A 25,602-nucleotide genomic window follows, 5' to 3' on the forward strand; every position below is an offset into this window, starting at 1 on the left:
ATGAAGGCTTGCGTATAACCGTGTTATTCTGTTATAAACTCAGGGCGCCGCCAACGCAATCCATTATTACCACCGGGGAGAATAAATGACCATGCCCAATCCCGATGTAAAGCGGGTTCACCGCACCATGATCGTCTATCGCGTTGTCCAGGTTGTGCTGATTGCCCTGTTGGGATATATGGCGTTCAATTTCCAGAGGCTCTTTGCCCTGCGCGGCCGGCCGGACCAATTCATCACCAGCATCGTCACCGCCATCGTGGTCCAGTTGATCCTGATCTATCCGATTTACCGGCTTGCCTGGCGCGACGCCGGGATCGAGATCGAGGGGAGCGTGCCCGGCCTGTCCAACGAACAACTGGCCGCGTTGCGTAAGAGACGCCTGCTGGGCGACCTGTGGAAATCCTGCGCCGTCATCTTTTTTCTCACCTTCGTCGTCCTGGCCCCCGACCAGACAAAGGCTAAGGCGGCGCCGCTGGTGCTTTCCAGCACTTTATTCTCATTCCTCTTCGCCTGCCTGGCCTATTTCCAGTGCTTCAACTTCAGTGTCAGGAAGCGTCTGAAACAGACGGAGTGAGAGGGACGCCCTAAGAAGGATCGCGGCAGCGATGTCGTCATGCTGTATCCCCTTGCCAGGTGCAGCAACCACCTTGCGCGGTGGAATCGGTTGCATCCTTACGAGGCCGGCCCGCCAAAAAACACCGCCATTTTTCTAAAAACCTCCTCCGTAGTGCCTTTCACCAGCGCCGTATCGGGCAAAGAGCGCAGAAAAATCCTGCCGTAATTCTTGGTGGTCACCCGCCGGTCGAGGATCAGCACCGCGCCGCGGTCATCCCTGCTGCGGATCAGGCGACCGAACCCCTGGCGGAATTTGATGACCGCCTGGGGCACGGAAAATTCGCGGAACGGATCGCCGCCGGCAGCCTGGATCTGTTCGGTGCGGGCCTGTTGTACCGGCTCGGTCGGCACCTGGAAGGGGAGCCGGGCGATGATCACCAGCCTGAGCGCCTCCCCCTTGACATCCACCCCCTCCCAGAACGAATCGGTGCCGAACAGCACGGCGTTGTTCTCCTTGCGAAAGCGGGAGAGCAGGGCATGGCGGCCGGTTTCGCCCTGTTTGAGGGCCACCAGCCCCAGTCTGGCCAGTTCCGGGGCCAGGGCGCCGTGGACGCGGTTGAGCAGGTCGTAGGAGGTGAACAGGATAAAGGCCCCCCCTTTCGAGATGGTCACGGCTTGCAGGATGCGTTCCTCCAGCGCCTGGCGAAACCCGGGCGCGGTCGGCTCGGGCATGTCCTCCGGGATGCCGGCGAAGACCTGGGAGGCGTAGTCGAAGGGGGAGGCCAGGCGTAGTTCTCCCAGGCGCTCAGGCGCCAGAAGGCCAAAGCCGGTACGCTTCTTCAGGTAGCCGAAATCGCCCCCCACGGTCAGGGTGGCCGAGGTGACGATGATGGTCTTGATCCGGTCCAGGATGGTCTCCTTGACCTGGCCCGAGATGTCCAGCGGGGCGGCGCAGAAACGAGCCTGCACGCCGCGGTGGCCGGAACGGGCCTCGATCCAGCGGCAGTAGCCCTCGGCATCGGAGATGAAGAACAGGAGGCCGTCGGCCATGGTCTGGAGGCGCCCTTCGATGCCGCCGGCATCCAGCAACTGGTCGGCCATCTTCTCCCGCAGCTTGTCCGGAAGGTCCTCGCAACGGCGCAACAGGCTGCGCAGGGCCGATGTGTAGTCGTTCACCGCATCGGCCAGGGCATGGGCCCGCCCTCGGCATTCCTGCCAGAAAGCGCCCTGCTCCAGCGCCGGCGTGATACGCAGCTTGCGTTCCCGGCCCCCTTCGCCCCCCGCCTCCCGCTCGACGGCCAGGGCCAGCCAATCCATACACTGTTCGGTCAGGCCGGTCAGGTCGTGGGCCTTGGGGAGCAGGTGGCTCTCAAGCAGGGCCGACAGCTCGGTATAGAGCGCCTCCATGGTGTCCGGCAGATCCCGGGCCAGGCGGGCGGAGATGATCGTCAAAAGGCCGCTGCGGGTGGCCTTCGGGGGGACCAGGCGATACAGCTGGCGCAGGATGCCGCCGCGGGAGATTATCAGGGAGAGGTGGTTGGTCGCCACGTCCTCCAGGTGATGCCCTTCGTCGAAGATCAGGCGGGTGAAGGGGGGGAGGATGGCGGTGGCGTCGTAGCCGGTCTCCTTGCGCAGGACAATGTCCGACAGCAACAGGGCATGGTTGACCACCAGCACCTTGGCGGCTGAGGCATCGCGCCGGGCCCGGTAGAAGAAACAGCGGTTGAAGTGCTTGCAGCGGGAGCGGCTGCACTGGTCCGCCTCGCAGCAGACCTCCTCCCAGGTGCCTTCCCGCGGGGTGAAAGCCAGGTCGCTGCGGCAGCCGTCCTGGCAGCTTTTGCTCCATTCGATGATGGCGGTCAACTCCGCCGCCGCCTCGTCCGGGAAGAGGGAGGGCTCGGCCTCGGCGTTTTCCAGCTTGCGCAGGCAGGCATAGTTGCCACGCCCCTTGACCAGCACCGCCTTGAATTCCATCGAGGAGTTGCGCGCCAGAAAGGGGAGGTCCTTACGGATCAACTGTTCCTGGAGGTTGATGGTATTGGTGGAAACCACCACCCGCTGGTTGTTGCGTACCGCCCAGAGGATGGCCGGCACCAGGTAGGCCAGGGATTTACCGGTTCCGGTGCCGGCCTCCACCAGGACCACCCGGTCGTGGTTGAACGCCTCGGCCACGGCGAAGGCCATGCGCACCTGCTCATCCCGCTGCTCGTACCCCTTGAGGTGGGCCATCATGCCGTCCGGCGCAAAGACCCGGGCGATCTCGTCCAAGGAGAGCAACTCCCCCTTTTTTTCGGTAAAGGGGGATACTACCTGGTAGCAGCGGGTACAGCCGTTGTCGATGATCGCGAAACCGATTCCCTGGTTGCCGGCCACGGAGGCGATGTCCATGTCGGCCCCGGAAGGGGTCAGGTCGCCGGAGGGGTGGTTGTGGATGACCACGTCGCCGCAGGCCGCACGGGTGAGAATGGCCGGTACGGCCTGCTTGCTGCCGCGGGCGATGGCCTCCACCTCGAAAACGATGCCTTCGATGGTGGCCCGGCCGATGAAAAAAACCTCGTTGCCGGCGGCCGCCTCTATCTCGTGGCGCATCAGCAGCAACGCGTCGTCGCTAAAATATTTGTGCATTGAGTTATGGACTTCTTTCATACAGATTTTATCAAGTTTAGCAGCGCTGCCGGGGAGCGGCAAGGAAAAAGCGGGCGGTGCCCGGTTGAAATGATTGCCTGATTCCGGGCCTCCGTGATACATATATCAAGCGGTTGCACTATTGTACTAACAGACTGCTGAAAAACTGAGGTTGTTCAAAAATAGTCAGATCGTCGCACCCACAGGAAGTCCTGAGGAGGCGTAGCAGCGCTACGCCGCACGAAAGGGCTTTCGAGGACGGCGTCGAGATGGCTGTTTTTCAACAACCTAAAGGAGCTTTGCATGTCCTTCCGCACCATTGAGTGGCGTGACAACGCCGTGATCATGATCGACCAGACCCGTCTGCCGGGGGAAGAGGTCTACAATACCTATGAGGATTTCAAATCCGTTGCCGAGGCCATCAAGGGGATGATCATCCGGGGAGCCCCGGCCATCGGGGTTGCGGCGGCCATGGGGATCGCCCTGGGGGCGCGGGAGATCATCGCCGATACCCACGAGTCCTTTTTCCGCCAGTTGGAGAACGTCTGCGAGATCATGGCCCGCACCCGTCCCACGGCGGTCAACCTGTTCTGGGGCATCGAGCGCATGAAGCGGGTGGCCGAGGCCCACCGCGGCAAGAGCCTCGATCAGATTCGGGAGGCGCTCAAAAAGGAGGCCATCCGTATCGAGGAGGAGGACCTGACCATCTGCCGCAATATCGGCAAATGGGGCGCCACCCTGATCCCCCAGGGAGCCACGATCCTGACCCACTGCAATGCCGGAGGCCTGGCGACCGCCGGCTACGGCACCGCCCTGGGGGTGATCCGGGCCGCTCATGAGGCGGGCAAGGATATCAAGGTTTTTGCCGATGAAACCCGACCCTGGCTACAGGGGGCTCGACTGACCGCCTGGGAACTGGTGAAGGAGGGAATCCCCGCCACCCTGATCTCCGACAACATGGCCGGGTTTTTCATGAACCGGGGCGAGATTACCTGCTGTGTGGTTGGGGCCGACCGGATCGCCGCCAACGGTGACACGGCCAATAAGATCGGCACCTATTCGGTGGCCGTGCTAGCCAAGGAGAACAATATTCCGTTTTATGTGGCCGCGCCGATATCGACCCTGGATCTCTCCCTCGCCGACGGCAGCCAGATTCCCATCGAAGAGCGCCATAGGGACGAGGTAACCCACATCAAGGGTATTGCCATCGCCCCAGCGGGGATCAGCGTGCGCAACCCTGCCTTCGACGTTACGCCGGCCCGTTACATTACCGCCATCATCACCGAAAGAGGGATCGTCAGCGGTGATTACCTCTTCGGGCTCAGAAAGGCCGCGGGTATCTGACCTATGCACGTGGAACGTTTTTCCCATGAGTTCAGCCGCATCATGGGCCTTGCCGACCAGGGCGACCGGGCACGGGCGCTGGCTTCCTTTCTGGAGTCCCACGGCTATCTCCACGGTGAGCGTTCGGCAGAAAATGCTATCCTGTCCGGGTCGCATTTTTCCGTCGATGCGCTGCACCGCATTATTGTCGGCTCGCTTTTGACCCCCTTGCCCGACATGGCGCTCAACGCCTTTGAACGCCTGACCGGCGTCATCCCCACCCAAGACTTGGCCGAAGTGGCCCAGCGCCGAAAGCGTCTGGGACAATTTATCCAGGTGTGCGGTTCCTCCCCGTTCCTGGTCAACCTGATCTACAAGACCCCCGCCACATTCCGCTGGCTGTTTCTGGAGAACGCCATCGATCTTGCCCGAAAGGATGGGGAGATGCTGGCCACCCTCCGCTCCCGGGTGGATGAGGGAATCGATTTTACGGGACTGCTCAGGGTGTTGCGCCGTTTCAAACGGGCCGAGATTCTGCGTATCGCCGCTCGCGATCTGAACGGCCTGGCCTCCCTGGAGGAGGTGACCGGAGAACTTTCCAGCCTGGCGGCTGCGTCGCTGCAGGTGGCCTACGAGGTCTGCCGCCGTTGCCTGATCCGGGAATACGGTAACCCACTGGTGGAGGGCGAAGACGGCCTCCGGGAAGCGGAGATGACCGTGATCGGTATGGGCAAGCTGGGGGGGAATGAACTGAACTTCTCCTCGGATATCGATATCATCTACTTTTATGAGTCGGACCGTGGAGAGACCAGTGGCATAGAGAATGGCCCCGGTGTGAGGAAGGGGGTTGTCTCCCTGCACACCTTTTTCAACAAACTGGGCGAGATGATCAGCAAGGCGCTCTCCCTGGTTACCGAGGACGGTTTTGTCTTTCGGGTGGACGTGGGGCTGCGACCGGAGGGCAAATCAGGCGATATGGCGATTTCTCTGCGTTCTGCGGAGATCTACTACGAATCATGGGGCCAGTCCTGGGAGCGTACGGCCATGCTCAAGGCGAGGCCGGTGGCCGGTTCCCTGGAACTGGGCAATCAGTTGCTGAAGATGCTCCAGCCGTTTGTCTACCGCAAATACCTCGATTACAACCTGATCGAGGATATGAAGAACATGAAGCAGAAGATCGATGCCTCCCTGGCCCGCTCCATGGAGGGGGAGGTCAACCTCAAGTTGGGGCGCGGGGGAATACGGGAGATCGAGTTTTTTATCCAGGCCCTGCAACTGGTCTATGCCGGCAAGAATCCCCATCTGCGGGAGCGTAATTCGCTCAAGGCGTTGGACACCCTGCTGGCGGCGCGCCTGATCACGGACGACGACCATCGCCGACTTTCCGAGGCCTACCGTTTTCTCCGCACGGCCGAGCACCGTATCCAGGTGGTTCAGGAGCGCCAGACCCATAATCTGCCCGCCAAAGAGGAGGAGTTGGAGGCCCTGGCCCGCCGTTGCGGTTTTCTGCGCCCCAACGGCCCGGAACGATTTATGGAAACCCTGGAGGAACATCGCGGTAATGTATCCTCCATCTACGGCAATCTGTTCCTTTCTCGCGACGAGAAGCTCAAACAGGATGTGGACCCCAAGGTGCTCCTTTTCCTCGATGCCAAGGCCGATCCCGACCTGGTCAAGGATATGCTGGCCGAGCGCCGTTTCGAGGATGTGGAGCGTGCCTACGAGAACCTCCAGGCGCTGCGGCGCGGTCCTGAGAGCGGCAACCTCACCGAGCGCGGCCGCCGCACCCTGGAAAAGATCGCTCCCCTCCTTTTGCAGGAGATCTTCCTGTCGCCCGACCCCGATATGGCCCTTGCCAACCTGGAACGTTTTCTGGCCGTCATCGGCACCCGTTCCTCCTACTATGCCCTTTTGGCCGAAAATCGTGAGACGCTCAAGCTGCTGGTTTCCCTGTTCGGCATGTCCGAATTCCTCTCCAAGATCCTGATCAGCCATCCGGAGTTGCTGGACAGCATGGTGGCCCGCAGTTATGCCTCCACGCTCAAACCGAGGGAGGTGATGGACAGTGAACTGGTGGGGCTGTTGGAGAGGTCCGACTATTTCGAAGAGCAGTTGGACGTGCTGCGGCGATACCGCAACGAGGAATTTCTGCGCATCGGTTTGAACGATATCCATGGCAAGCTGGGCCAGGGAGAGGCCACCGCCCAGTTGACCGTACTGGGTGAGGCCTGCCTGGGGGCGGCCTACCGCTTGGCGGTGCAGGATCTGAAGCGTTTCGGCCGTCCGATGTTCCGTTTCGAGGGGGACGATGCCGAGGCCTCGCTGGCGGTGATCGCCATGGGCAAACTGGGGGGAGGCGACCTCAACTATCATTCCGACCTGGATATCATCTTCGTCTATGATCGCCAGGGTACCACGAACGGTGAGAAACAGATCTCCAATCACGAATATTTTGCCAAACTGGCCCAAAAGATCATCTCGATCCTGAGCATGCAGACCCGTGAGGGGTATGTGTACAAGATCGACACCCGACTGCGACCGTCGGGCAACGCGGGACCGCTGGTCACCTCCCTGGATTCGTTCCTGGAATATCACCGCAAGGAAGCGCAGATATGGGAACGCCAGGCGCTTACCAAGGCGCGGGTGGTGCTGGGGAACGATAATTTGGGGATCCAGTTGCACGACGTGATCCGTCATACGGTCTACGGGACCTCGATCGATGATGAGGGACGTCGCGAGATTCATCGGCTGCGGATGCGCATGGAGAACGAACTGGCGCGGGAAAAGAACGGCAGTTACAATATCAAGACCGGTCGGGGCGGCATCGTCGACGTGGAGTTCGTTACCCAGTATCTGCAACTCAAGTACGGGTACCGGTACCCGGAACTGCGCACCACCAGCACCTCCGTGGCTCTCAAGGAGATCGAGGGGTTGGGCCTTGTGCCGGATAACGGCGCCGAGGTGCTGCTCTCCGGCTTTACGTTCCTGCGCAAGCTGGAAAATCGCCTGCGCATTATCCATGATTACTCGGTGAACGATCTGGCCGGGTCGAAAAACTACATGAACAAGCTGGCCCGGCGCTTGGGCTATGATCCTGCCCTGAAAAACCCGGGCGCGGCGCTGATCAGCGATTACGAGGAGATCACCGGGAAAATCCGGGACTGCTACGCCCGGATCCTGGGGGAATTGACGTAATAAGGGGAGGAGGGAGCCATGAACATCCGCAAGAAGTTCCTTGACTATGAGTACGAAGAGGTGCTGGATGGCCGCACGCGCGAGCTGATCCGTGTGGGGTGCGCCATCGCCGTGGGGTGCCCCACCTGACTGAAGAAACACTTCGCGGCCGCGAAGTCCCATGGCGCTACGGATGCGGAACTCCGTGAGGCGATCGCCTACGGCGCGATAGCCCCCGGTGGCAGGGCCAAGAATTTTGCTCTGGACATGCTGGCGGAGATAGAAAAGGAATAGCGAAAGATACGGGTGGGAGAGGTCTCCGCCCGTATCTTTTGTGTATCAGGCGGTTTTTGAAGTCGGCTCTTCCTGGAGGATCACCTGGCTCAACGCCTCGTCAATCTTGCTGATATCGACGGTGGTATTGAAACAGGGACCGAAAGGTCGGTCGTTGAGGATGCCGATTACCGGCAAGGGATAACAGTCCTTGATGCCGGAGGTGAGGTCGCGTTCGCAGGCCACGGCCAACACCAGTTTCGGGCGCTTCTCCACGATCACCTTGCGGGCCAGTGTGCCCCCGGTGGCCACGGAGATGTCCACATGGTACTTTTTGCCGATGCCCACCAATCCTTTGATGTCGCAACGGCCGCACTGCACGCATTTCTTGATGTCGCCCGTGACCTTGATCTCGCAGTCGAACAACTGGATGCAGTGGGGGAGCAGTACCAGGATGCGGTCGGGGTTGACCTTCTGGCGCTGGGAGATGACCAGGCTGTTGTTCATGGCGATGAAGGACTGGCGGATGCTGTCCTTGTCGAGCCCCAGCCCCCGGCCGACCAGTTCGATCATCGGCAGGAGAAACTTGATGACCACCAGGCGCATGAAACGGGTGAAAAAAATATCCTTGCCCAGGGCGGTGGTCAGCACCAGCAGGCCGGTTCCCAAGATGGCCACCCCCGAGAGCACCGCCACGACGATGCCGACGATGTGGGGCAGTTGGGGGTGGATATTGGCAAGGCCGCGATTGGGTACCCACCAGGCTAGAAAGGTCAGGCCGACCACGATCAGGCAGGTGAAGCCCATCAGGGAGACGAACAGGCGTTTGCGGGGGGGGGTGGTGCCCCCTTTTGTATCGGTCATTACGGTGTCTCTCCGCCACTGGTTTCAGTCCCAAGCAGGGAACCTTCCGAAACCGGGTAGCCGGCCAGGAAACTGGCAGCATCCAAGCGCTTTTTCCCTGCCGTCTGCAATTCCTCTATAATGATGCTTCCGGCCAGGCAGGCAACTTCGAACGCGCCTTTGGCCGCCCGCAATACCGTGCCGGGTTGGCCGCTGCCGCCAGCGACCCGGGTGCGGTAGATTTTGAGCACATGGCCGTCCATGAAGGTATAGGCGCCGGGCCAGACGCTCAGGCCGCGCACCTGGTTGTGGATGGCGCGGGCGTCGCGGGACCAGTCGATCAGGCCGTCTTCCTTCTTCAGCATGGGGGCGTAGCATGATGCGGCATTGTCCTGTTCCCGGGGCGGTATGGAGGCGGTCTTGAGCCCGTCCAGGGTCTCGGCCAGCAATTGCGCGCCCATTACGGACATGCGGTCGTGGAGAACGGCGATATTCTCGTTCTCGTCAATGGGGGTGGCCCGGGAGAGCAGCATGGGGCCGGTATCCAGACCGACATCCATCAGCATCGTCGTAACGCCGGTTTCGCTCTCGCCGTTGACGATGCACCAGTTGAGGGGTGCCGCCCCACGGTACCGGGGCAGGAGCGAAGCGTGGACGTTGATGCAGCCATGGGGGGGGATTTCCAGGAGCGTCTTGGGGAGAATCTGCCCGAAGGCCACCACCACGATCACATCCGGTTCGAGCCGGAGGATCTCTTCTATGAAGGCGGGGTCGCGCACTTTGAGGGGTTGGTACACCGGGATGCCGTGACGCTGCGCCACTTCCTTTACCGGCGTCGGCATCAGCTTCTGGCCGCGCCCTTTGGGCCGGTCCGGCTGGGTGACCACTGCCAGCAGGTTTTCGCCGCGGTCGATGAGGACCTGCAGTGTGGGACACGCGAATTCGGGAGTCCCCATGAAAATTATCCGCCAGCCGGTCATTTGTCGCCCCTTTTCTCTTCGGCGGCCTTGCGGAACTTGCGCTGGAATAGGTCGCGCTTGAGGGGGGAAAGGTGATCGACAAAAAGAATTCCGTCCAAATGGTCGATCTCGTGCTGGAAGGCGATGGCCAGCAGATCTTCCGCCCGCCAGGTTTTTTCGTTTCCGGCCGGGTCAAGACCCTTGACCACAACGCTGGCATGGCGGCGGACATTGGCGGAGTACCCCGGAACGGAAAGGCACCCCTCCTCTTCGTAGGCTTCCCCCTCGGCATGGACAATGACCGGGTTGATTGCTACAATCAATGCTGGCGGTTCGTCCTTGGCGGAGACATCTATCACCACGATGCGCTGGTGTACGCCGATCTGCGGTGCGGCCAGGCCGACCCCCGGTGCGTCGTACATGGTTTCTGCCATGTCCCTGACCAGCTGTTGGACGGAATCATTGATAACGGTGACGGGTGCCGACTTCTTTTTGAGTTCGGGATTAGGATAGGTGAGAATTGTACGGATCATAGACATCCTTGCGGCGTATTCGGTATGCTCGGCGCCATCACGGGGCGCTGCCTGAGTTGAGAGTTTAGAGACTCATCGACTATTCTGACATCATATAAAATATAACGATACTATTTCAGACGGAAAAAATCAATTTATCATCTTGGTCGATGGCGTGGGAGGGTATATGACGGATTCGGTCAGAGGTATCAGCGGAGTGCGGGAGACCGGCAGGAACAGCTCCCAGGGCGGGGGCGTCTTCAAACGGGGAAAGGGGGTGGGGCACGGGAATGAGCCGGAAGAGGACCGTATCGATATTTCCAGGGAGGCCAGTGAGAAGGCATTGGAAGAAAAGGCGGGGAACGGTCCCTAAAATGTTTCCGGTGCCTTTTCTAGCTGAAGAAGACCTTGTCCCGGTTGAATGACTCCACGAAGGTTTCCAGAAGGAAATTCATCTCTTTCTCATCGATGTTGAGAATGATGGCGGGCGGTGTTTCGTGGAGAGAAATCTCCTCCGGTTCGCGCATGCCCGCGCCAACCCGGTGGCAAAAGAGATTTGCCAGCCCGACGACACTGGTCAGGCGCATTTGATAGGGGTCCTCGTCGTCGGCGAAATCAAAGGTGTGATGTTTCTGGACCGCCTGCATGAGGATCGTGGGGAAGTTCCATTTTTTGATTACCAGCGCCCCTACATCGGCATGGCTGTAAGGATAGACCTGTCGTTCGGCCTCCAGGAACGAGATCCTGTCATTATAGCATTTCTGCATGACGGCCTGGAACTGCTGGCTGTCCATGGTATTCATGATGATCTTGCCGATGTCATGGAACAACCCCCCCAGGAATGCCTCCTCCTCATTTACCAGCCGGGTTACGCCGGCAATGATGCGGGCGGCAAGGCCGGCGCCGAAGGAGTGTTCCCACAGCATCTTCTCGGTCAAGCCGTAGGGTTTGTACACCTGTTTGACCGAGGCCGCCACCACGAGGCTCTTCAAGGTGCTGAAACCTAAGATCATGATGGCGTGGGACAGTGTCTGAATCTGACGCTGGCACCCGTAAAATGAGGAGTTGGAGATCTTTAGAACGCGGGCGGCAACGGCCGGGTCGGCCGCCACGATCTTGGCCAACTCTTCCGATGTGGTGGTTTCGCTTCCGACAAGCTGCATGACCTTGGTCGCAACCACCGGGATGGTGGGCAGGTCGCTGGCATTCATGATCAACGTCTCTAGCTCTTGATTCATCTCTCTGCTCCTTAACGCGTACCGGCTGCGGGCGTGTGCGGTCGGCAGGTCTCACACGGGGAGAATTATTGCATAAAAATGTAAATAATCAAAGATATTTGCCTAAATAATTGAATTTTGAACGGGCGCCATGTATAATCCGCTCCCAACACATCGATCTTGCCAAGGACAATCCAAGAACATGCCAATGATTCGCTCATATCTTGCCCTGCCCTGCGCGGTACTCATGCTGACCGGTTTCACCTGGGGGTTCGGGGCCGACAAATGCCCCAAGGCCCTGGAACTTACCGGGCAGTTGGGGGCGCTTCGCGATGAAGCCCAGGTGCGTCAGGCCGAGGCGGAGATCCTTTCCATCTGCCCCGACGGCGCCGCCGGTCATTACGTCACTGCCCTGCAGTTAGAGCGGGTCGGCAACCTGGACGGAGCGATTGCGGAGTATCGCAAGGCGCTGCAGCTGGAACGGTCTTTCCCCTTGGCAAGCGGCAATCTGGGGCTCTTGTACGCTCAGAAGGGGATGAACGACGAGGCCTCGGTGGAGTTGGCCCGCGGCCTGGCGACGATTTCCAATCCCAAATACCATAAGGCCATGGCCCTGATCCTGGCGGAGCGCAAGGTTTACCCGTTGGCCATCTATCACTTCAATGAAGCGGGCCGCGAACTGACCACGGACGCCAGCGTGTTCACCGGTCTGGCAGAGATCTACGTCGCCATCGGCCAACAGGCTAAGGCACTGGAGGAGTATCGCCGGGCGCTCCAGGCCGATCCGAATTCCGAAAAGGCCCATATGGGCATTGCCGCCATCCATCTGGAACGCAACGATCTGAACAAGGCTCTGGACGAACTCAAAAAGGGTTCGCTGGCCAGCCCGCAAAATCGCGAAATCCATCTGATGATGGCCGATATTTATACGAAAAAGGGCGATAGCAAACAGGCCGAGTATGAAAAACTCCTGGGGGGCAAAGGTAAGCCGGCCCCGGCCACTCCAGCTGCCCCGGCCATCGTCCGGCCCCCGCTCGCTTCCCCGGCACCAGTTGTTGCCAAGCCGGTTGTCGCCCCCCGCCCCAAGGCAGAGCTGGAAAAGGCGATCGAAAGGCTGAAGGCGACCATCAAGGATCAACCCGATGCCGTGGCGTCGTACGAAGAACTCGGCAACCTGTACCGTTCCGCGGGTATGGATAACGAAGCCATTGCGGCCTATAAGGAAGCGGCCTATCGCAACAGCACCAATAGTGACGTGTACCTCAATCTCGGTATTCTCTATGAAAAACAGGATATGCTGGACGAGGCGGTGGTCGCCTACAAACAGGCTGTTCAGGTCAAACCGCAGAACGCCGATGCCAGGCTGCGCCTGGCCGATATCTACCTGAACCGGGGGAGCAACGCCCCGGCGGTGGAGCAGTACGGCGAGTTTCTCAAGCTCAAGCCAAACAGTCCCGATATCCAGCTCAAATTGGCCCGGCTCTTTGCCCGCAACAAGGAAACGAATCTGGCCATCGAAGGGTATCTGGCGGTGCTGAAGCAGTCGCCCGACAACGTGGACGCAAACCGGGAGATCGCCGCCCTCTACAAGACCAAAAGCTTGAACGACAAGGCCATCGAGCATTACAAAAGGGTGCTGGCGCAACAGAAAGACGACGTGGAAACGCGCAACGCCCTGGTGTCGCTTTACGTCAAGGACAAACGCTACGATGAGATTACCGACCTGCTCAAGGGCACGGCGGAACTCTTCCCCGATGACCCCAACAACCATTACAAGCTGGGCCTGATCTACGATTTCAAGAAAGACTACGAAAATGCCATTGCCTGCTATAAAAAGGCCCTGGCGCTGAAACCGGACCACGCCCGCTCTCTTAACGCGCTGGGACGCCTCTACCTGAAGACCGGCCGGCTCGCAGAGGCAAAAGTGGCACTCGAAGCGGCCAAAAAGGCCGATCCGTCCCTTGAAGAAGCCTCGGTGCTGTTGAACAATATCCGTGACGAGTTCAGCCCGGAACCGCGAAAAATCAGCAGTAAGGTCAGCAGTAAGAACAAGAAAATCAAGGCCAAAAAGACAAAGAAGACGAAAGCGTCCAAGAGCGGCAAGTCCACAAAAACGGAAAAGAGCAAAGCCAAGAAAAAACATTAGCACTCATGTTGCGTTCATCGGTTCGGCGGATTACGGGCAGTCCCGTTCCGGCGTTCCCGCCGCCGTATCCCCTCACGCTCACGGCTGGACACAGATATGACTGAACTGAGCAGCGCACTAGCCTACTTCCCCCGCACCATCCAGATATCCGCCCAACATTGGCGCGACCTCGACCTGGGAGCGCTTTCACAACTCATTGCCACCCGCGGCATACCCGCCGTCATATTTTACCGCCAGCTTGCCTTCAAGCTGAATCGCGACCAAGGTCCCGCTGCGCCGCCGGTTCACGCCGGCCATCTTGTCCTGTACGCCATGTTGCTCAAGGTCTACCGCCATATCATCGACGTCTATGGGGAGCGCGCAACACCGGGGGTGATGGTGGATGCCCTGCAACGCGGGGGGTATGATCCCGCTGGGGCTGGAACGGTGGCAACCCTGGAGCGTTTCGTGGCGCTCTTTCCACCTGACGATGTCCTGCAAGGCGTGCAACAGAGCGACGAGTGGCTTGGTGCCGCCGGTGAAAGGGGACGCCGCCTGGTCCTCCGGGAACTGCTGCTGCTCAGGCTGGCCGCCCAAAACCCGGCCCTCGACAGCTTTCGCCCTATCCTCGACGACCGGGTCCTGGCGGATGAGACCGCATACCCGGCCATGGCCGCCGGCATGCAGACCGCCCTGAAACAGGGGCCTCTTCTGGCGGAGTTGCGCTGTACCCTAGGTGAGGCATTGTGGGCGCCCATCAACTCGGCCCCCACCTCTCTCGCCGGGCAACTCGGCTTTATCCGCACCCAATGGACCAAGCTGCTGCCGCCGGAACTGCTGGAAGAGGTGGCGGTCGCCTTCGATATCCTGGTTGAAGAGGAGCGGGAGTGGGGCGGTGCCGGGGAACCGGGACCGCCGCCGGTTCTGGAGTTCGGCCGGGCCGGTCATCAGGGGCAGGCTGGGGGCAGTTCGGTCTTCGGAGGCTATGATTACCCCGAGTACGAGGGGTTCTCGCCGGATGCGGACTGGATGTCCAACGTGGTGCTGATCGCCAAGATGGTCTATGTCTGGCTCGACCAGCTCGCGAAGCAGTACGGCTGGCCCATTACCCGCCTCGACCAGGTGCCGGACGGGGAGTTGGACCGGCTGGCGGCCGCCGGCATCACCGGGCTCTGGCTGATCGGGGTGTGGGAGCGTTCACCGGCCTCCCAGCGTATCAAACAGTTGTGCGGCAATTCCGATGCCATCGCCTCGGCCTATTCCCTGTACGACTACGAGATCGCCGCGGACCTGGGGGGATGGGATGCGCTGGGCAGCCTGCGGGAGCGGGCCGGCCAGCGGGGCATCCGCCTGGCCAGCGACATGGTCCCCAACCACACCGGCATCTATTCCCGCTGGGTCATCCAACACCCGGACTGGTTCGTCCAGACTGATTATCCCCCGTTCCCCACCTATCACTTCAATGGCGATGACCTGTCCCGTTCGGGCGACGCCTGCATCCAGATCGAGGATGGCTACTGGACCAAGACCGAGGCCGCCGTGGTCTTCCGGCTGATCGAACGCGCTACCGGCCGCATCCGTTACATCTACCACGGCAACGACGGCACCAGCATCCCTTGGAACGACACGGCCCAACTTAACTACCTGATTCCCGAGGTGCGGGAAGCGGTCATCCAGACCATCCTGCATGTGGCCCACAATTTCCCGATCATCCGTTTCGACGCCGCCATGACCCTGGCCAAGAAGCACTACCAGCGCCTCTGGTTCCCGATCCGCGGCTTGGGAGGCGGTATCCCGTCACGGGCCGAACACGGCATGAGCCGGGAGGAGTTCGACGCCCTCTTCCCGGTGGAGTTTTGGCGCGAGGTGGTGGACCGGGTGGCGGCCGAGGCGCCCGGCACCCTGCTTTTGGCCGAGGCCTTCTGGCTGATGGAGGGCTATTTCGTGCGGACCCTGGGCATGCACCGGGTCTACAACAGCGCCTTCATGAACATGCTCAAGATGGAGGAAAACGCCAAGTACCGCCAGACCATCAAGAATGTCCTGGAATTCAATCCCGAGGTGCTCAAGCGCTTCGTCAATTTCATGAACAACCCGGACGAGAAGACCGCCGTGGAACAGTTCGGGGCCCAGGGCAAGTACTTCGGCGCCTGCGTGCTGCTGGCCACCATGCCGGGGCTGCCCATGCTCGGCCATGGCCAGATTGAGGGTTTCCACGAAAAGTACGGCATGGAGTACAAGCGGGCCTACTGGGACGAGGCGGTTGACGCGGGGCTGGTGCGCGGCCACGAGATGTGGATCTTCCCGCTGCTGCGCCGGCGCTGGCTCTTCTCCGGTGCGGAGAACTTCGTGCTGTACGATTTCTACGCCGGCCCCACGGTTGACGAGAATGTCTTCGCCTATTCGAACCGGGTGGGCGAACAGCGGGCGTTGGTCTTGTACCACAACCGGTACGCCAGCTGCGCGGGATGGATCAAAGATTCCGCCGCGTTTGCCGCCAAGGCCGCAGGTGATGCCACCGAACTGCGCCGGACGACACTGGGCGCCGCCCTCGGCGTTACGGCGGACGATCATCTCTATTACGCTTTCCGCGACCACACTCAGGGGCTGGAGTATGTGCGTAGCGGTCGAGAATTGGCGGAAAAGGGGCTCTATGTGGAGCTTGGCGAATACCAGTTCCACGTCTTCATGGATTTTCGGGAGATCCGCGATGATGGAGAGGGAAGCTGGCGGAAACTCTGTGCGACCTTGGGCGGCCGCGGCGTGGAAAATCTGGAGGACGAACGCAAACAGCAGCGTTACGCCTCCCTGAATGCCGCCTTCCAGGCTGTGCTGCAACTGGTCCCGGTACCCAAGGAGAGCGCTGTTGCGGCAAAGCCGGGAAATGTGGCCCGGGCTGCCCAGCGTTTCCTGGCGGTTCTGCATGCCCACCTGGCTGGGGGTGTGAGCGGGGCTGATGCCGTGCTGAAGACCATATCCGTCTGGCACGAGTTCATGACGGCCTTCACGGCACTGAAACCGGCTGCCAAGGCCGCCCGGTCAGCGCACGCCGGGCTGGTGGAACTGCTGGATGCCCCTGTGGGCGCCCGGGTGTTGTTGGGGTGGCTGCTCCTGCGAGATGCCGGGGCGGAGTGCCTGGATACCTTTGGGCTCGATTGCACCATGCGACGCGTGTTAAAGGAAGATTCGGACCGGGAGGGAGCGCACCGTGCCGCTCAACTCCTCGGAGCCTTGCTGGCAGGGGCCGCCCCGGATGGCTTCGGACAGGAAGGGATGCCAACGGCTGCCATGGCGAGAGTCTTTTCCTCTCCGGCCTGCCGTGATTTCATGCTGGTTCACGAAAGCGGCGGCGTCGAGTGGTTCAACAAGGAGCGCTTTGAGGAACTGGCCGCATGGCTCACCGTGATCGGCCTGGTGGAATTGGCGTTGCAACGACCGACCAGCCGCACCGTTTCGGCGTGGTTGACCGCGGCCAGCCGGGAACGGGAAGCCTGGATCGCTCTGGCCGCCCATGCCGGCTACCGCAGCAACCTGTTTCAGCAATTATTGGAACCGACGCTGAAAACCGGCGTTGGAACTCCGGTAAAACGAGCGAAAGGAAAGGGCACGGATGCTCAAGGCGACGCTCGAGCGCATACGTCAAAAAAACCGGACGACACGCTACCCCGCTGAGCCGGCGTCCCTGCCGGAGCTGTTCCGGGGCTATCCGCAGCTCGACCCGGCCAGGTGCCCGCCCGGCTGTACCTGCTGCACCGAGGTCTGCCCGGTGGCTGCCATCTACCACGCCAATGGTCTGGCCGTGGACTTGGGCAAATGCCTCTTCTGCCCCGAATGCGAACGGGCCTGCCCCACCGGCGCGGTGCGTTTCACCGCCGACGAAAAGCTGGCCACGTCGGAACGCGAGGACCTGGTGGTCCGGGAGGGGGAAGAACGCCGGCTGGCCCATGACCTGGGCAAAGAGTTGGTGTCCCTGTACGGCCGCTCCTTCAAGCTGCGGGAGGTAAGCGCCGGCGGCTGCAACGCCTGCGAGGCCGACACCAATGTGCTCTCCACGGTCGGGTACGACCTGGGGCGCTTCGGCATCCAGTTCGTGGCCTCACCGCGTCATGCCGACGGCATGTTCGTCACCGGGCCGGTTACGGAGAACATGCGTATCGCCCTGCTCAAGACCTGGGAGGCGATCCCCGGCCCCAAGGTGCTCATTGCCGCCGGGGCCTGTGCCATCGACGGCGGCCCGTTTCACGGGCACCACGAGGTGCATGACGGGGTCGATACATTTCTGCCGGTGGATCTCTACATCCCCGGCTGCCCACCCCATCCCCTGACCATCCTGGACGGGTTGCTGCGGCTGTTGGGGAGGAGATAGGCCGATGAAGCAGACGACCATAGACGGTATAGCCCTGAACCTCGCCTCGCCGGTGAACCTTACGCTGAAATGGGTGGGGCAGGAGGAGTTGCTCACCCAGTTGCTGGCGGCCTGGATGGTGATCGACGCACGGGACATCCCCTTCAATCCCCGCCTGGTGGGGCGGCCGGGGGTGGGGAAGACCACCCTGGCCTATGCAGCGGCCCTGCGTCTGGGGCGACCGGTCTATCTCTATCAGGCCACCATGGACACCCGGCCCGAAGACTTGATCATCTCGCCGGTGATCAGCCCGGATGGCAAGATCCAGTACGCCGCCTCGTCCCTGGTTTCGGCGATGCTCGCCGGAGGGGTGCTGATACTGGACGAGGGGAACCGTATGAGCGAGAAGGCCTGGGCCTCACTGGCGCCGCTGTTGGACGACCGCCGCTACGTGGAGTCCATCGTCACCGGCCTGCGCATCCCGGCGGCCCGGGATTTTCGCATCGTCGTCACCATGAACGAGGACTCCTCAACCTTCGAGGTGCCGGAATACATCCACTCCCGGCTTCAGCCCCAGATCTACATCGACTTCCCGGCTGCCGACGAGGAGTTGCTGATCCTCAGGGAGAACCTCCCCTTCAGCAGCGGCCGCATCCTGCAGTACGTGGTGGATTTCCTACAGCGCGCCCATGCCGCCGATGAAGCCTATTCCGTGCGGGACGGCATCAATATCGCCCGCTATGCCCTCAAAATGATGCATATGCAGGGAACGGAGGCTGCCGAATTGCTCCCCCTGGCCGTGGAACGGGTGTTGGGGGACGAGGCCCTGGAGTATCTGAAATAGAACCTGAAACCGTGACGCCTCCATGCCTTCGTTGGTCCGAAGGGCCTCTGCCCTTGCCCTCGAGAAGGTGCGCACCTGGTCGGCGGAGGACCGATGAAGCGAGTGGTTTGACGCGGCAGGGCGGCGGGCAGGCCCCGGCTCTTCCGGGCACTGCGGCATTCCGGCGTCACGGTTTCAGGTAAGAAAGTCCTGACCTATGCCCAGCCGCCTTCACCTGGAAACCTTCGGCCCCGTCCACGCCCTGCCCATTCTGCATTACCGGTTGGAGTTCGCCCATCTGGTGCGCCAAGCCGTCCTGCAGGTCAGGCCCGACTGCATCGCCATTGAACTCCCCTCCACACTGGAAGAGCGGTTCATCCAGGCGGTGCGCAGACTGCCGCAGGTCTCGGTCATCTCCTACGATTCCACCCCCCGTTCCGCTCCCAACGCCGCCTCAAACAAAACCATCTATCTGCTGGTGGAACCGGCCGACCCGCTGGCGGAGGCCGCCCGCTGCGCCCTGGAACAGGCAATCCCGCTCCATCTGGTGGATGTCGACCTGGACGACTACCCTGCTGTGAAGGAGTTTTTGCCCGATTCCTATGCCATCCAGCGCATCGGGCTGGCCGACTATTTTCGGGAATACTGCCGTGCCACGGAGGGTACAGCACCGCGCCGAGAGGACCTCCGGCGCGAACAGGGGATGGCTTTCCGGTTGCAACAACTGGCACCGTGCCATGAACGCATCCTGTTTGTGGGCGGCATGGCCCATGTGAGGCGGATCAAGGAGTTTTACGGGCAACCGCGCAGCGAACCGCTGGGCAGGGTGCGCCGCAACGATGTCCGCATCTCCAGTCTCCATCCCGACTCCTGCGGAGAGGTCATGGGCGAGTTTCCCTTTGCCTCGGCCATCTACGAGATGCGCCGCAACGGCCTGCCGCCGGAGCGGAAAGGGGCGGCGCCCTCCCTGCGGCGGCGCTTTAACGCGCTGGAGTTGATCGCGGGGGGGAAACAGGCTATTCCCGAACAGGAGGTCATGCGCGCGGCCATGGAAAGCAGCGCGCGAAAGGTGGGAGCGAGCGGGGAGATGCCGGACCGGCAGCGTATCCATCTGCGCCTGTTCGAACAGGCCGCCCGGCATTACCGGCAGGAAACGGGAGAACAGATCCACTACTGGCAGAAACGGGCCTTTTTTCGTTTCTGTCGCAACTATGCCGCCCTTTCGGGACAATTGCTCCCCGACCTCTTCCAACTCCTGACCGCTGCCCGGGGGTGCGTGGACGACAACTTCGCCTACGCCTTCTGGCGGTTGGCCGAATGCTATCCCTGGCAACGGGAGGATGCGGAGATTCCGCTGCTGCGCCTGCGGGTCGAGGACCTGTGGGACCAGAGCCGCACGATCCGCTTTCGCCCCCGCAAGCGGTCGGACAAGGGGCGCTCCGGCTTGCGGTTCCTCAAGCGGAAACGGGAACAGCGGCCGGGCGAATGGCTGGAGGGATTCAACGAGGGTTCGATCTGCTCCTGGCCGCCCGAGGACATCATCATCGAAAACTACGGCAAGCTTCTGCGGCGGACCGGGATACGGCAACTCTCCGAGGAGCAGAGCCGGGTGGAGCCCCTGAGTACCTCGCTGCTGGACGGCATCGACCTGCGCGAAACGATCCGCAACCAACCACACGACGGGCGTATCTATGTGTGGGAACGGATGCGGATCAAAGGCGGCGTGGGAAGTGTGGTGGTCATCTTCGACGAGGATCGCCGCAACCGCTACCCTTTTGCCATGACCTGGCTGGGAGAGCACGAACAGGAATCCGACATGGCCTTTTACGCCACCGAACCGAGCGACAACGTGAGCGGACCGGGCATCTGCCGTTGCGAGTACGGCGGGCTGCTGCTCTCCTATCCGCCGCGCCGGATGCGGGATGTGTGGCAGGACCCATCATACCGGGGATGGGGGACCAAGGCCGAAATCCTCCTCATGGCCGCCCTCGATTATTCTCCGGATCCCCATGTGGTCTATGCGGCCGCCCGCCCGCCGCGCAGTATCTTCAAGCGCATCGCGGCCGGCATGGGGAAGAAGATTGTCTACATCCCCCTGGGGAGCCTGTCTCCCCCCGCGCTGAAGCGGATCAGGGTGATGCACCTGCTGTTTGGACATGACAAGCGGGAGATTGCTAAGGACTACATCTGGTAGCGGGTGGGGCGGACAATAAAAAAGCCCCCCGAAGTCTTCAGACCTCGGGGGGCTTTTTATTGGTCAAAGAGCGGTTATTCGAACGGGTTGCGCAGGATGATGGTCTGGTCGCGGCGCGGACCGACGGAAACCAGCACGATCGGGCAGCCGGCCAGTTCTTCCAGGCGCTTGACGTAATCGCGGGCCTGCTGCGGCAGGTCCTCATAGGTCTGGGCTCCGGTAATATCGCTCTTCCAGCCGGGCAGTTCCTCGTAGACCGGCTGACACTGTTCGAAGAGTTCCAGGCTTGCGGGCAAGGTCTCCAGGGTCCTGCCGTTGCAGGTGTAGCCGGTGCAGATTTTGACGGTGTCGAAATCGGAGAGCACATCCAGCTTGGTCAGGGCAATGCCGGTCAGTCCGTTGACCCGCACGGCATAGCGGACCACCATGGCGTCAAACCAGCCGCAGCGCCGCGGACGGCCGGTGGTTGCGCCGAATTCTCCACCGTCCTGGCGCAGCTGCTCGCCGGTCGCGTCCAGCAGTTCGGTCGGGAAGGGGCCGCTCCCCACGCGGGTGACATAGGCCTTGGAGATGCCGATGATCTCGTGGATATCACGCGGGCTGACACCGGAGCCGGTACAGGCGCCGCCGGCGCAGGTGGATGACGAGGTGACGTAGGGGTAGGTGCCGTGGTCCACGTCCAGGAGCGTCCCCTGTGCCCCCTCGAAGAGCGCCTTCTTGCCGGCCTTCAGATCCTTGCTGAGGACCAGCGAGGTATCGGCGACGTACTTCTTCAACACCTCGGCATAGCCGCTGTATTCGGCCAGGATAGCATTGAAGTCGCAGGGCGCCTCGCCCAACAGTTTTTCCAGGATGACGTTTTTCTCGGTCAGTACCTCCCGCAGCTTGCGGGTGAAGATGTCCTTGTCAAGCAGGTCCATCAGGCGGATGCCGCGCCGGCCGATCTTGTCCTCGTAGCAGGGGCCGATGCCGCGGCCGGTGGTGCCGATCTTCTTGTCGCCGCTCTGGGCCTCACGGGCGATGTCGATCTGTTTGTGGTAGGGCATGATGATGTGCAGCGATTCGGAGAGCAGCAGGCAGGAATCGTCGCTGATCCGCCCTGACTCCTTCAGTTTCGTGATCTCCCGGATGAATACCTCCGGGTCCAGCACCACTCCGTTGCCGATGATGCAGCGCTTGCCCTCGTGCAGTATGCCCGAGGGGATCAGGTGCAGAACGACCTTTTCGCTCCCCACCACCAGGGTATGGCCGGCGTTGTTGCCCCCCTGGTAGCGTACGATGTCATCGGCGTGCTCTGTGTAGATATCGACAACCTTGCCCTTGCCTTCATCGCCCCATTGGGCTCCTACGACTACAACGTTTGCCATGTCTCGTGGTCTCCCTATGAAGGTTGTTGAAAAACAGCCATCAGGCCTTCATCCTCGAACGCCCTTTTGTGCGGCGTAGCGCTGCTACGCCTCCTCAGGGCATTCTACGGGTGCGACGATCTGACTATTTTTGAACAGCCTTAGTTTTCAATAGCCTGCTGGTTTTCTTCAATAAAAGTAACAAGATCTTCGTTCAGTAGCATTTCCCTGGTGATTTTGAACCGTTTGCCGTCACGGACACGCACGGCGGTATAGGTGTCGTTGCCGCACGCTTCATCTCCAATGATCAGCATGCTGCGGATATTCATGCGGCGGGCATAGGTCAGAGAGTCTTCGTACTCCCTGCGGATGATGTCCCGTGCGGCGGTGTAACCGCGGGAACGGAGCAGGCGCGCCACCTCCAGTACCTCGCGCCGGTCGTCGCGGCTGTTGAACAACAGGAAGTCGCGGGTGGTGCTGGCCTCAACGTCGGGCCGCCGTTCCAGCGCCTGGAGCAGGCTGAGCACGTTAAAGGTAAAGCCGGTGGCCGGGGCGGCGAAACCATAGCGGGCCGTCAGGTTGTCGTAGCGGCCGCCGCTGCAGACCGGCTCGCCCAGACCGCTGACAAATCCCTCGAAGGTGATGCCGGTATGATAGCCCAGCCCACGAATCTCTCCCAGGTCTATGGTCAGGTGGTCGCTGACCCCGTGGATATCCAGGATATCCAACACCTGGCGCAGGTTCGCAAGCGCCGAGCGGGAACGCTGGTTGACTACCACTTTCTCTGCCTCCGCCACTACTTCGCGCCCGCCGAAAAGGCGCGGCAGGGCTGCGATCTCGCGACGGGATGCTTCCGTAACCGTGCTGGCGGCCAGCACCTTCGACACGGCCGACACATCCTTGCGCGCGATGGCCTCCTGCAACTCCCGCAGCGGCTGGCCGTCCAGGCCGGAGGCGGCCATGATCCCGCGGCAGAACTCCACCTGTCCCAGGTCGATCTTGAAGTTGTCGAAGCCGAGTTGTTGCATGGCCTCGATCGCCATGGTCACCATTTCCGCATCAGCCTCGGGCGAGTCGAGACCGATCAGTTCCACCCCCGACTGGAAGAGTTCCCGACTGCGGCCGGTCTGGCTTTCGGTCTGGCGCAGGACACGCCCGCTGTAGCTGATGCGGTGGGGTAGGGGCCAGCCGGACAGGCGGGTCGCCACGATACGGGCGATCTGCGGCGTAATATCCGGCGGGAAAGCCAGCAGGCGCCCGGTTTGACGGTCGTCGAAACGGTAGGTTTTGCCCTTCAGCTCCTCTCCCATGCCGATGGTCAGCACATCTTCATATTCCAGCTTAGGGGGGATAATGCGCCGAAACCCCCACAGCTCGAAGACGTGGCGAATCTTCGCTTCTATAAAACCGATCTTGGCGGCGGCGTCGGGCAGGAAGTCGCTGACGCCGCGGGGGAGTGAAATGTCGGGTGATAACATGGTCATGTAGATCTATTCCTGAAAAGGATTGTCTTTCACACGCCCGGCCTGCGACGAGTACAAAGAATTCGGACCGGGAAGCCGTCCACAAGAAGGGGAGGCTTCCCGGTCCGTGTTGCCTAGGGGCCGGGTGGGTGGACTATTCCACCTTCTTGATCGCCAGGGATGACGCCCCGCGGGTGGTTACCCCGGGGCGCTGCACGGTTTGCAGGATCAAAAGCTCGTTTTTGGCCTCGTCGAAATAATAGTCCGGCATGTAATTCTGGGTATCGCGGGTACGCCACTTTTCTTCCAGGGTCGAGCCGTTCCAAGCCATGCAGTAGACCGTGCCCTTCTTATAGGCCCGGGCATTGCCCAGCACCCAGAACCCGTCGTTCTTGCCCACCAGGATAAGTCCTCCGGCTGTTACCTGAATACGCATGTTCATGAATATCCAGCGATATTTATCCCCGGTTACACGGGCATTGACCGTGGTGTCCTCTTTCTGGAAATACAACTCCGAACCGCCGAACTTGTCGTTACTGCGCCATAGCTCTTTCCGGTCCTGGTCGTATATGATCAGGTAACCATCCGGGTTGATGACGGCAGTAAACATCTTGCCGTCCTGGTCGCGGAATTGGTTAAAGGAGTAGATGTCGCCGAAGCGCGGCATCTTGATGGGGTTTTTCACGGAAATTTCGTTGCCGGAGCGGGTCGCCTCGAATACCTCGCCATAGAAATCGGCGTCACGGCCCATTGCCTGGGCATAGAGTTTTTTCGGCCCGCCGGCCAAGCTGAAGGTGCGGAAGAAATAGGACAGGTCTCCGGCAAGCTTCACCAGCTTGTCGCCTTGTACCTGCCAGACCTGGGAGGCGAGTTCGTCGCCGCGAATGAGCGTCACGTAGATCTCAAGGCCCTTGCTGCCTGTGATCGTATCCAGTGAGAGGATCTTCTCGGAATTTCTGAATTCCGTCTCCGCAACCAGTTTCATGGTGCTGCCCTTGCGATAGTAGGAGAGGCGGCGGTCCTCGGCCAGAAACACCTCGCGGCTGCCGTCGGGCAGGGTATCCCCCAGGGCCACCAGATTGGCTGCACCGGTGAGGCGCTTGCTCTGCCAGCCGCCGGTGTTCCCCTGCTCCGTTTCCTTGGGTTTGATGAACTCAGCGACCGGGGCAACGCTAACCTGCTCTTTTTTGATGATATCGGACTTTGGCGCAGCAAGCGGTGCCTGAGCGGCTACGGTGACTGCTGCTGCAACCCCGGGAATGGCAGCCACGGGAGCGCCGGGTGCCGGTTGCCCGCTGAAATAAACCTTGTCCAGTTCGGCAGCCAGCTTTTCCGCCAGTTTTCCCACCGACGGGATCAGTTCCTCACTGCTGTCGCCCTGGATGTAGGCGCGAGTCAGGGTTTTGCCGGCGCTCGTCCTGGCCATGGCATCCATGCTAAAAACCTTGCCCAGAACGATATAGGTTCCGCTCACCACGGCATCGGCCTCGGCCGCGCTGCCGACAGCTATGATCTTGTCGCTATTGAGGCGTGCGGCCAGCAGGGCCTGGAGTGTGGCTTTCATCTCATCTTTGTTCGGCACGCCGATGGCGTTCATGTCGGCCACGAACACCCGCACCTGGGCTGCAAAAGCAGGCAGTGCCACCAGCGGAAGGAATAGCACGGCAAGCAGGACGATTAGTTTCTTCATGGTTTCTCCTCAGCCTGTTTCGGGGAACATTTGTTTCGGGACGGTCAATTCTGTATTGAAATGATGAATAACAGTAGGCCGTGGGATTATCGCAAAATAGGCCGGACATGTCAAAAAAAAAGGGCGGGATTGCTC

At 61.0% G+C, this 25,602-nt stretch carries 18 protein-coding genes; 10 read left to right on the forward strand and 8 right to left on the reverse strand.

Annotated features, from left to right (window positions below):
- Window positions 1-85 precede the first annotated feature (85 nt).
- Window positions 86-574 (forward strand): hypothetical protein, encoded by a 489-nt coding sequence (locus tag F6V25_RS01630; protein WP_151126626.1) that lies wholly within the window; start codon window positions 86-88, stop codon window positions 572-574.
- 98 nt (window positions 575-672) lie between these two features.
- Here F6V25_RS01630 and F6V25_RS01635 read toward each other — a convergent pair whose 3' ends face one another.
- Window positions 673-3,180, reverse strand: a complete 2,508-nt coding sequence (locus F6V25_RS01635) for a helicase C-terminal domain-containing protein (protein WP_151126628.1) — start codon at window positions 3,178-3,180, stop codon at window positions 673-675.
- Between the two features lie 303 nt (window positions 3,181-3,483).
- On the opposite strand from F6V25_RS01635, the gene mtnA reads away from it, so the two are divergent.
- From mtnA to F6V25_RS17350, 3 genes are read left to right on the forward strand one after another with little or no spacing between them, the layout of a single operon-like run.
- Entirely contained in the window at window positions 3,484-4,524 is a 1,041-nt protein-coding gene (gene mtnA / locus F6V25_RS01640; RefSeq protein WP_151126630.1) for an S-methyl-5-thioribose-1-phosphate isomerase, read from the forward strand.
- Window positions 4,525-4,527: 3 nt separating this feature from the next.
- On the forward strand, window positions 4,528-7,698 hold the full coding sequence (gene glnE, locus F6V25_RS01645) for a bifunctional [glutamate--ammonia ligase]-adenylyl-L-tyrosine phosphorylase/[glutamate--ammonia-ligase] adenylyltransferase (protein ID WP_151126632.1): 3,171 nt from the start codon (window positions 4,528-4,530) through the stop codon (window positions 7,696-7,698).
- A gap of 18 nt (window positions 7,699-7,716) precedes the next feature.
- Window positions 7,717-7,971, forward strand: a complete 255-nt coding sequence (locus F6V25_RS17350) for a GSU3128 family (seleno)protein (protein WP_274596130.1) — start codon at window positions 7,717-7,719, stop codon at window positions 7,969-7,971.
- A 45-nt stretch (window positions 7,972-8,016) separates the two neighbouring features.
- Here the strand turns inward: F6V25_RS17350 and F6V25_RS01660 are convergent, their stop codons facing one another.
- The 3 genes from F6V25_RS01660 to def are packed head-to-tail and all read right to left on the reverse strand — an operon-like array spanning window position 8,017 to window position 10,285.
- On the reverse strand, window positions 8,017-8,814 hold the full coding sequence (locus F6V25_RS01660; protein ID WP_151126634.1) for a DUF116 domain-containing protein: 798 nt from the start codon (window positions 8,812-8,814) through the stop codon (window positions 8,017-8,019).
- Entirely contained in the window at window positions 8,814-9,773 is a 960-nt protein-coding gene (gene fmt / locus F6V25_RS01665) for a methionyl-tRNA formyltransferase (protein WP_151126635.1), read from the reverse strand. Before fmt ends, F6V25_RS01660 begins: the two co-directional genes overlap by 1 nt.
- Window positions 9,770-10,285 (reverse strand): peptide deformylase, encoded by a 516-nt coding sequence (gene def / locus F6V25_RS01670; protein ID WP_151126637.1) that lies wholly within the window; start codon window positions 10,283-10,285, stop codon window positions 9,770-9,772. The genes fmt and def overlap by 4 nt, the downstream gene beginning before the upstream one ends.
- Window positions 10,286-10,451: 166 nt before the next feature.
- Here def and F6V25_RS01675 point away from each other — a divergent pair, with 166 nt between their 5' ends.
- Window positions 10,452-10,637 (forward strand): hypothetical protein, encoded by a 186-nt coding sequence (locus F6V25_RS01675; protein ID WP_151126639.1) that lies wholly within the window; start codon window positions 10,452-10,454, stop codon window positions 10,635-10,637.
- A gap of 19 nt (window positions 10,638-10,656) precedes the next feature.
- Here the strand turns inward: F6V25_RS01675 and F6V25_RS01680 are convergent, their stop codons facing one another.
- Window positions 10,657-11,502 carry an HDOD domain-containing protein gene (locus F6V25_RS01680; RefSeq protein ID WP_151126641.1) on the reverse strand — a complete coding sequence of 282 codons (846 nt, stop codon included), beginning with the start codon at window positions 11,500-11,502 and terminating at the stop codon, window positions 10,657-10,659.
- Window positions 11,503-11,683: 181 nt separating this feature from the next.
- Here F6V25_RS01680 and F6V25_RS01685 point away from each other — a divergent pair, with 181 nt between their 5' ends.
- From F6V25_RS01685 to F6V25_RS01705, 5 genes are all read left to right on the forward strand, one after another.
- A complete protein-coding gene (locus F6V25_RS01685) occupies window positions 11,684-13,627 on the forward strand; it encodes a tetratricopeptide repeat protein (RefSeq protein WP_151126643.1) in 1,944 nt (647 codons plus the stop codon).
- 96 nt (window positions 13,628-13,723) lie between these two features.
- Window positions 13,724-17,278, forward strand: coding sequence for an alpha-amylase family protein (locus F6V25_RS01690; RefSeq protein WP_151126644.1), 3,555 nt, complete (start codon window positions 13,724-13,726; stop codon window positions 17,276-17,278).
- On the forward strand, window positions 17,217-17,972 hold the full coding sequence (locus tag F6V25_RS01695; RefSeq protein WP_151126646.1) for an NADH-quinone oxidoreductase subunit B family protein: 756 nt from the start codon (window positions 17,217-17,219) through the stop codon (window positions 17,970-17,972). The genes F6V25_RS01690 and F6V25_RS01695 overlap by 62 nt, the downstream gene beginning before the upstream one ends.
- Window positions 17,973-17,976: 4 nt before the next feature.
- Window positions 17,977-18,795 (forward strand): AAA family ATPase, encoded by an 819-nt coding sequence (locus F6V25_RS01700; protein WP_151126648.1) that lies wholly within the window; start codon window positions 17,977-17,979, stop codon window positions 18,793-18,795.
- Between the two features lie 196 nt (window positions 18,796-18,991).
- A complete protein-coding gene (locus F6V25_RS01705) occupies window positions 18,992-20,968 on the forward strand; it encodes a hypothetical protein (protein WP_151126650.1) in 1,977 nt (658 codons plus the stop codon).
- Between the two features lie 74 nt (window positions 20,969-21,042).
- On the opposite strand, the gene F6V25_RS01710 is transcribed toward F6V25_RS01705, so the two are convergent.
- From F6V25_RS01710 to F6V25_RS01720, 3 genes are all read right to left on the reverse strand, one after another.
- Window positions 21,043-22,335: an adenylosuccinate synthase gene (locus tag F6V25_RS01710; protein WP_151126652.1), complete on the reverse strand. Its 1,293-nt coding sequence runs from the start codon at window positions 22,333-22,335 to the stop codon at window positions 21,043-21,045.
- A 140-nt stretch (window positions 22,336-22,475) separates the two neighbouring features.
- Window positions 22,476-23,798 (reverse strand): ATP phosphoribosyltransferase regulatory subunit, encoded by a 1,323-nt coding sequence (locus F6V25_RS01715; RefSeq protein WP_151126654.1) that lies wholly within the window; start codon window positions 23,796-23,798, stop codon window positions 22,476-22,478.
- A gap of 133 nt (window positions 23,799-23,931) precedes the next feature.
- Window positions 23,932-25,467 carry a VCBS repeat-containing protein gene (locus F6V25_RS01720; protein WP_151126656.1) on the reverse strand — a complete coding sequence of 512 codons (1,536 nt, stop codon included), beginning with the start codon at window positions 25,465-25,467 and terminating at the stop codon, window positions 23,932-23,934.
- Between the last annotated feature and the right edge of the window lie 135 nt (window positions 25,468-25,602).

The organism is Oryzomonas japonica, from assembly GCF_008802365.1.
Classification (GTDB): domain Bacteria; phylum Desulfobacterota; class Desulfuromonadia; order Geobacterales; family Pseudopelobacteraceae; genus Oryzomonas; species Oryzomonas japonica.